We start from the raw sequence: 8,244 nt of genomic DNA on the forward strand, positions 1-8,244 counted from the left end.
GCTATTCCAGGGGTACCTCACGACAATTCATTCCAAGTTTCTGACATCAATTATTGGCATTGTCATTCTGGTTACAGCCATCGGGCTTTTGCTCAAAAACAGGCTAAGCAACCATTCACGCCCCAAAAGGGTAAGTTTTGTAAAATGCCAGGTACAATTGCAATGGAGCTTGACGATTTTTGGAGGAATTATTATCGGCGGCCTTGTTGCCATTACCTCTGTAGGCGCAGGCGCTTTGGGCAGCATCGCGCTTTTGTATCTCTACCCAAAACAAATGACCCCCAACAAGCTAGTCGGTACGGACATTGCGCACGCAATTCCTCTGGCGCTGGTTGCGGGAATGGGTTATTTAATGGCGGGTTATGTCAATCTGACTTTATTATGTTCGTTATTACTGGGATCTATACCCGCGGCTTTCTTAGGCAGTCTGGCGGCAACATCCCTGTCTCACAATAAGCTGCGGCTTTGTCTGGCGGCAATTTTGGGTGTCTCTGGCCTGAAATTGATGTTCTGATTTTTAGCCGGCAGGATGATAAAAAAGTGCGATATTGGTGAACAACCTGCTCGATTGACTCACATCAATTTGGCGTTATAATAGCGCAAGCACTTACATTGGAATATCGTATGCCAAAAGTTCACTTGACTTGCAGGGCTTTTTTTCTGTATGCCGTTCTTATTTTTCTCGCATCCCCTGTCCTTGCTGAGCCGCCCAATCTGGGTTTGTTAACCAGCGAAGTCAAGACATACCATGATTCCGGAGCCTATGCTAATGAGCTATCTTGCGTTATCGCAAAAGCGCGTGCATACCTTGTCAAGCGAGCCATCCTCAACAGGCAAAGCACACAACCCCAAAAACTGGCTCTGGTACTGGATATCGACGAAACCAGCATTTCAAACTATCAAAAAATGGTAAAACGCGGCTTTGCCGCATCAAAGGAACAAATTAATCGGGAAATCCTAAGAGCTGATTCGCCCGCCATTAAGCCTACACTTGCCCTTTATCAAGAAGCCCTGCGCCAGGGCGTGGCCGTGTTTTTTGTAACCGGCAGATTTGAATCACAGCGCGAGGCAACGATAAAAAATTTAAAATCAGCAGGATACCAAAAATGGACAAATCTGTATTTGCGCCCTGAAGCCTATCAAGAACAGTCCATTGTTCCTTTTAAATCGCAGGCACGCGCAAACATTGCCAAGCAAGGATATACCATCATTGCATCAATAGGCGATCAATGCAGCGATTTAACTGGAGGATATGCAGAAAAAGGATTTAAGCTACCGAACCCTTATTATTATCTTCCATAAGTTTTTTTGGTATTTCGTTTCGCGTCGGGAAAATGCGGCAGCCATTAAATAAGCAATCACATTTTAAACTTGATGGATGAGTCTGATTTAAGCTCGTCATCCATCTGCTCTTCAGAATTTGGTTGCGCCAACAATTCCTGAGGTGCCTTGCGTTCAAGAAGATTTTGTTCTTCTTGCCTGAGTGTGGGCTCAACGCCAGAGAACTCATTATTGTCTTTACCCTGCAAGCCAGTCACTAAAAGAAGCGGCTGCGTTAGTTGATTTAATGCTTTACAGGCAGCATTCGCAGCATCTGCAAGCTCTGCACTGGATGATTTTGCATGGAAGTGATCAGTTGCCTTATGCTCAAACTGTATGCATAAGCGTAAAAAATCTTTGAATGTTTTATCATGGGTTTTATTGTTTAAAATTGCATCACCTACAACCCGGTTAAATTCGCTTAAGCGATCCAGTTTTTTAGCTGCCTTAAAGGCTTCATCTAAATTATTGGGCATGTCTTCTCCCATGATTTTCTGTAATCGCAGTTGCATATCACAATGCAATTTTTTCAAAACATGTAATGCAAATCCTTTATCCTTTGCCTCAACCAACAGTTCTTTTAAGCGGCATTCGGTTTTTTGCGTTTGCAATAGCTTACCCCTGATATCCATTTTTTCGTTATTCATGACACGCATATAATCTTTAATGCTTTGAATGACTTCTGTTTGTAGAGCTTTCCCATACCCGGTGTTAATGACATACAGATCGCGCAAATCAAGATAGCGTCCATCCTTAAGCAACTGCATTTCCTGCTCTGGATAGATAGAAGTTTCAGTTAATTTCAATAAATCCTCTTTAGTCAGGGTTAATACATGGTCAGAAGACATATTGGACATATCAATAGATGAAAAACCGTGGCGTTTTAGCATTAAAGCAACTTCCGGCCATGGTGTCTTACCAAACTCTACCCTGATTTTATTACCAGTATCCTCATGGATCCTTAACACACGTATTGGATGGCGATGAGTCCAGGGATTGCGGTAAGGCCGTCCATCATCAGTAAAAAATACTGGATTATTGAACAATTTTTCCAGAATGAGTGTTTGTTGAACCAATTTAAGATCCATTTCTTGTGGATATTTAGGAAAAATTTCATCAATACGGCCGATGCGGCCAATTATCTTCTGACGTATTGCTTTTGCATCTTCAATCAGGGAATTGATTTCATTGATTCGCTGCAAGAGTATTTTTCTCTGAGATGAATTTGCACGGGTTAATTGTTTATCTAAATTCTGAATCTTTTGTTTATGAATAAAAATAACCCGGGAGCAATACTGAACCAGTTTGTCCTTCTCCCTTTTTAACTGCATTAAAGCATCGAATTTATTTTCAAGTTTTGAGTCTTCTATCAAGGTCCTATTGCGTCCTTGATCATGACGGGTGTGCTTGGTGATAAACTTTATTGGCAACATACTCAATCTTGAGTCAAGATCAAGTTTATCATCCGGCATCATAACCTGATCAAAGATGTATAATTCATTGCCTTTTATAGCTTTATTCTGGTTATATCCGCCAATAGCATCGGTATCACTGCATAGATAAAATAAACCAAGGCTCTTGCCAAAATCCTCAATAAAATGTTCTGCCTCAAGGCCTGCTCCAACCGGGTTTATCGTTGAATAATGTGAATAGGTAGCAAAGGAGAATAGTAATGCCTGCATGGTTTTTCCTGTTGCTACCTCGTTTAACAGGCGGATATTATCAAAAGGAACAAAAAGCGCGGGCTTTCCATCATGAGTCAACATGACCGATTTTGAGGTATTAAGTTGTAGAATTCTTGATAGATTCAATGCCAGGGCTTCACGTTGCACTTCAAGAGTATTGCCATGTTTTGGCAGTTTAATGATTGCCTGGGTGCTGAGTTTAAAGTTCTCACGCGCTGAGTGATAATCCTGAAGCGTCCCTATATCCTTTTCAATTAAATTGTTGAGTTGCCTTAGAACCTCAGTTCGTTGAATTAAAGATACTTTTTCAGTGACTCCCCCTGCGGACTCCTGAAGGGTACAATAGGTCATTGTTTCCCCATCCTCTGTAGGGATCTCAATGGTTTGAAGGTGATTGATCTGATTTAAATCCCGCAGAATCACCAGTTGCTGCTGTATTAAAGCTTCTGTTTTCTTATTGGGAGCTTTTCGTACCGTTTTTTCAAGTTCTGAAATTTTATTCTGTACTGATTTATGGTTGGTTATATCAAGATCAGGGGCAAATTGCTGGATAACTGAACCGAGCTTTTTAAGGCTAAGGCTCATCAGCTCTGAAAGATCCTTATCTTTCTTATAGGCTGTTTGCCTTTCATAGTAATCACATCCTGGAAGCGTACGCAATCCCAATTCATTTTGCCAAAATTTGGTGCGGCTATGGAGTTTTGAATTTTCAACTTGCTCAAGTTCAAATGGCGAGTGTTTTTTAAATTGACAAGAATCACGTAAAATATCATTAAGAATAAAAGTGCTATCAGGTGCTTGAACAATTTCTGGCGCGTTGCCTTCTATCCAGTCAAGAGCGGTTGCAATCGGCAGGTACTTACTCAGCAAATCTTCATCACTGACGACTAAATTTTCTGTCTTGGTTTGATTTTGTAAAAATCCACGAATAATTTGCTGTTTCTCTTTGGAATTCATGCTATCCCCCGACTGATTCCTTTAAAATCAAGATTACCGAGTCTCCGCTTTAATTGCGGCTAATAAAAAATTTATATTTATGGCCTTTAATTATTAAACTATAGTACAAAGGTACATTCCCAATTAAGCAGGGAGCTATTGCATGAAAAGCATTCTCATTACCGGCGCCAACCGCGGACTTGGTTTTGAATTTGTCAAACAATTGACTGTTAGAGAAAATCATATTTTTGCGACTTGCAGGGATCCTAACCATGCGGGCGAGCTCAAAGCCTGGGGTAATAAACACTCAAATGTCTCGATTCATCAACTGGATGTAACCGATGATGACAGCATTCAGTCACTTGCTGCGGAGCTTGGCGGAAGGCCGCTCGATTGGCTGATAAATAACGCCGGCATCAGCGGGGAGGAAGGCGTGACGGTCGGCAATATTGAAAGAAACAATTTTCTAGAGGTCATTAACACCAATTGTTTAGGCCCTCTAAAAGTAAGTGAGCTGCTTTTACCCCAGCTGCGCTTAAGCCAGGACAAACTGATTGTTTGCGTCAGTTCAAAAATGGGCAGCATCAGCAGTAATGAGCGCGGGCGAAGTTATGCTTACCGCACCAGCAAAGCAGCATTAAATTGTGCCATGCGCTCTTTTGCAATTGATGTGGCAGATTTAGGGATACAGGTCATGCTGTTGCATCCAGGCTGGGTAAAAACAGATATGGGTGGAGAAAACGCACCGCTTACATCTGAAGAAAGCGTCAAGAGCATGCTGCAAGTAATTGAAAAAAATAAAAAAGACAGCCAAGCGGAAGTACTGTTGAGCTATGATGGCTCTGTGATTCACTGGTAATCTGAAGGCACGGAAAAAATCCGCGCCAATTTATGAATGATTTTCCATGTTCAATCATTTTTTTGAAAAAATAGGGAGCGCAGATAATAGAATTAAGCCTCCTCAACAACATAATCTACAGCGATAATTTCGTATTCAACCATTCCGCCTGGAGTTTTAACCTGAACAGTATCATCCAGATTTTTACCGATTAAAGCCCGTCCCATGGGGGAACTGTAAGAAATTTTGTTTAACTTGATATCTGCCTCATCCTCACCGACGATTTGATAAGAAATTTCCGCTTCAGTTTCGACATGGCATAAACGAACAGTGGTGCCAAATACCACTTTACCGTTGTTGGCCATCTTGCTGATATCAACAATTTGCGCATGGGATAATTTTGCTTCCAGTTCCTGTATGCGCCCCTCGACAAAACTCTGTTGCTCTCTGGCAGCATGGTATTCGGCATTTTCTTTTAAATCCCCATGTTCACGTGCAGTGGCTATAGCTTCGATAATGCGGGGACGTTCCACAGTTTTCAAACGGTGCAATTCCTCTTTCAGGGCTTTTGCGCCTTTTAAAGTCATTGGATGTTTATGCATGATATCTAATTCCTAATGTAAATCCTGTAACCGGGTAACAGTTTCGCGATCCTCATATTTCATTGCAAGGCAAGCTGCCTCGGCTCCCGATAAAGTTGTAGTATAACTTACTTTATGTTGCAAGGCATTACGGCGGATGGCAAATGAATCAGCAATTGCCTGCTTGCCTTCAGTCGTGTTAACTATAAAATCAATATCATTGTTTTTAATATAGTCAACCACATGAGGCCTGCCCTCTGCCACCTTAAAAACTCGCATACAGGAAATTCCGGCAGCCTGCAAAACTGCAGCCGTACCCCGGGTTGCAATAATTTCAAAACCAAGGTCAATTAAGCGCTTGGCAATTTCTCCAATGCGGGCTTTATCCGCATCCCTCACAGATAAAAAGGCTCGTCTTCTTTTGGTGATATTTACACCCGCTCCCAACTGAGCTTTTGCATAAGCTTGCCCAAACCGTCTGGCCACTCCCATCACCTCCCCGGTAGACTTCATTTCCGGCCCCAGAATGGAATCAACGCCCGCAAATTTTATAAAAGGAAAAACCGGGAGTTTGATTGAGTAAAATGCGGGCATTGGATAATGCTGGGTCAACCCCTGTGATTTCAAACTCTGGCCAATTTTGCATCTTGCCGCAATTTTTGCCAGGGGTAAGCCGGTTGCTTTGGACACAAATGGCACTGTTCGCGAAGCGCGGGGATTGACTTCCAAGACATAAATGTCATCGGCCTGGATAGCAAACTGCGCATTAATCAATCCAACCACACCCAGTTCCAGAGCCATTTGCCTTAATTGCTCAATCAAGTCCTGCTGCACCACCACACTGAGGCTGAAGGGAGGTAAAGTACAGGCTGAATCGCCGGAGTGGATTCCTGCCTGCTCAATATGCTCCATGATAGCCCCAATCAACACATCTTTGCCGTCCGAGACAGCATCAATATCCACCTCAATGGCATCATTTAAAAATTTATCCAGAAGAATTGGTGAATCTTCCGAAACTTCGACAGCATGGTGCAAGTAATGACGAAGATCGCCTTCATGATACACAATTTCCATTGCCCTACCTCCCAGCACATAGGACGGTCGAACCACCAATGGATAACCAATACGGTTAGCCAGGGCAACCGCCTCTTCCTCACTTCGGACAGTTCCATTGGCTGGCTGGTGTAGATTCAGGCGATTCACCAATTCTTGAAACCGCTTGCGGTCTTCAGCTTGATCTATGGCGTCAGGAGATGTGCCGATAATTTTGACGCCATTGGCTTCCAATGCTTTTGCAAGCTTGAGCGGTGTTTGCCCGCCATAGTGCACAATGACGCCATCTGGTTGCTCAAGCTCAATAATCGAGAGCACATCTTCCAGTGTTACCGGTTCAAAATAAAGCCGGTCAGAGGTATCAAAATCGGTAGAAACCGTTTCGGGATTGCAATTTACCATAATGGTTTGATAGCCTGCTTCACGTAATGCCATTGCCGCATGTACACAGCAGTAATCAAATTCTATTCCCTGGCCAATGCGGTTTGGGCCGCCGCCCAAAATCATGATTTTCGCCTTATCATGGTTGGGTTTTGCCTCACAGCTCGACTCGTAACAGGAATAGAGGTAGGCCGTGTCAACAGGAAACTCGCCAGCGCAGGAGTCTATGCGCTTGTAAACAGGTTTTATTCCTGCTTGTTTACGAAACGCCCGCACGTCTTCTTCAGTACTATGGAGGATTTTGGCAAGATAGGAGTCGGCGAAACCTCGGTGTTTTAATTGCTGCAATAATGGCTTGTCCAATTCATGAAGCGCTTTGCCCTGGATTGAATTTTCAAGCAGAACAAGTTCTTCAATTTGTGCCAAAAACCAGGGATCAACTTTGCTTTCCTGATACACTTCTTCTATCGTTAATCCCAGTCGAAACGCATCGGCAATATACCATAAACGGTCCGGAGTGGGCTCACGAAGATGTCCGCGCAAAAGAGCCATGTCGCTTTCTTTGAATAATGAGTGAAGACCCGTTCGTCCGATTTCTAAACCGCGTATGGCTTTTTGCAGGGATTCTTGAAAATTGCTGCCGATAGCCATGACCTCACCGACAGATTTCATTTGCGTGGTCAAGGTTTTTGGCGTTTGCGGAAATTTGTCAAAATTAAAACGGGGAATTTTAGTGACAACATAATCAATTGCAGGCTCAAATGATGCGGGAGTTTTGCCTCCTGTGATCTCATTCGCCAGTTCATCAAGCGTATAACCAACTGCCAGAAGGGCTGCAATTTTTGCAATAGGAAATCCCGTAGCCTTGGAAGCTAAAGCTGAGCTTCGCGATACTCTCGGGTTCATTTCAACAACCAGTAAGCGCCCGTCTTCCGGATTGACCGCAAATTGAACATTCGACCCGCCTGTATCGACACCAACCGCACGCAGCACGCGAATCGCTGCATCACGCATTCTCTGGTACTCTTTATCCGTAAGCGTCTGTGCAGGTGCCACTGTAATTGAATCGCCAGTGTGAATGCCCATTGGATCAAGATTCTCAATCGTGCAGACAATGATGCAATTATCATTTTTATCGCGCACTACTTCCATCTCAAATTCTTTCCAACCCAATACAGACTCATCGAGCAATAACTCATGGGTGGGAGAAAGCTCTAATCCCCGAGTGCAAATTTCCTCGAACTCTTCGCGGTTATATGCGATACCGCCGCCGCTGCCTCCTAAAGTAAAAGAAGGCCTGATAATGGTCGGGAAACCAAGTTGAGCCTGTACGGACAATGCCTCCTCCAGGCTGTGCGCGATGGCAGAACGCGGCATTTCCAAGCCGATTTGCTGCATCAGCAAACGAAATTTCTCCCGGTCTTCTGCCTTATCGATGGCGTCGCGGCTT

Annotated in this window: 6 protein-coding genes; 3 read left to right on the top strand and 3 right to left on the bottom strand. The window is 43.6% G+C overall.

Translation table 11 applies throughout. From position 1 onward, the window contains the following. On the top strand, positions 1–514 hold a 514-nt coding region (locus Llon_RS11660; RefSeq protein WP_202813347.1), incomplete at its 5' end, for a sulfite exporter TauE/SafE family protein. 110 nt (positions 515–624) lie between these two features. Beyond that, positions 625–1,302 (top strand): HAD family acid phosphatase, encoded by a 678-nt coding sequence (locus tag Llon_RS08170; protein WP_058529578.1) that lies wholly within the window; start codon positions 625–627, stop codon positions 1,300–1,302. A 56-nt stretch (positions 1,303–1,358) separates the two neighbouring features. Here the strand turns inward: Llon_RS08170 and Llon_RS08175 are convergent, their stop codons facing one another. Beyond that, positions 1,359–3,962 carry a hypothetical protein gene (locus tag Llon_RS08175; protein ID WP_058529579.1) on the bottom strand — a complete coding sequence of 868 codons (2,604 nt, stop codon included), beginning with the start codon at positions 3,960–3,962 and terminating at the stop codon, positions 1,359–1,361. A gap of 142 nt (positions 3,963–4,104) precedes the next feature. Between Llon_RS08175 and Llon_RS08180 the strand changes: the two genes are divergently transcribed. After that, on the top strand, positions 4,105–4,800 hold the full coding sequence (locus Llon_RS08180) for an SDR family oxidoreductase (protein ID WP_058529580.1): 696 nt from the start codon (positions 4,105–4,107) through the stop codon (positions 4,798–4,800). 92 nt (positions 4,801–4,892) lie between these two features. On the opposite strand, the gene greA is transcribed toward Llon_RS08180, so the two are convergent. Further along, complete coding sequence (greA, locus tag Llon_RS08185; RefSeq protein WP_058529581.1) at positions 4,893–5,381, bottom strand: transcription elongation factor GreA; 489 nt, start codon at positions 5,379–5,381, stop codon at positions 4,893–4,895. 12 nt (positions 5,382–5,393) lie between these two features. Continuing rightward, a partial coding sequence (carB, locus tag Llon_RS08190) for a carbamoyl-phosphate synthase large subunit (RefSeq protein WP_237758293.1) occupies positions 5,394–8,244 on the bottom strand: 2,851 nt, incomplete at its 5' end.

The organism is Legionella londiniensis (genome assembly GCF_001467825.1).
GTDB classification, from domain to species: domain Bacteria; phylum Pseudomonadota; class Gammaproteobacteria; order Legionellales; family Legionellaceae; genus Legionella_A; species Legionella_A londiniensis.

What these genes read in the sequence shown, in the direction of transcription:
- Llon_RS08170 (WP_058529578.1), top strand. Translation starts at nt 625, where the DNA reads ATGCCAAAAGTTCACTTGACTTGCAGGGCTTTTTTTCTGTATGCCGTT.
- Llon_RS08175 (WP_058529579.1), bottom strand. Translation starts at nt 3,962, where the DNA reads ATGAATTCCAAAGAGAAACAGCAAATTATTCGTGGATTTTTACAAAAT.
- Llon_RS08180 (WP_058529580.1), top strand. Translation starts at nt 4,105, where the DNA reads ATGAAAAGCATTCTCATTACCGGCGCCAACCGCGGACTTGGTTTTGAA.
- greA (WP_058529581.1), bottom strand. Translation starts at nt 5,381, where the DNA reads ATGCATAAACATCCAATGACTTTAAAAGGCGCAAAAGCCCTGAAAGAG.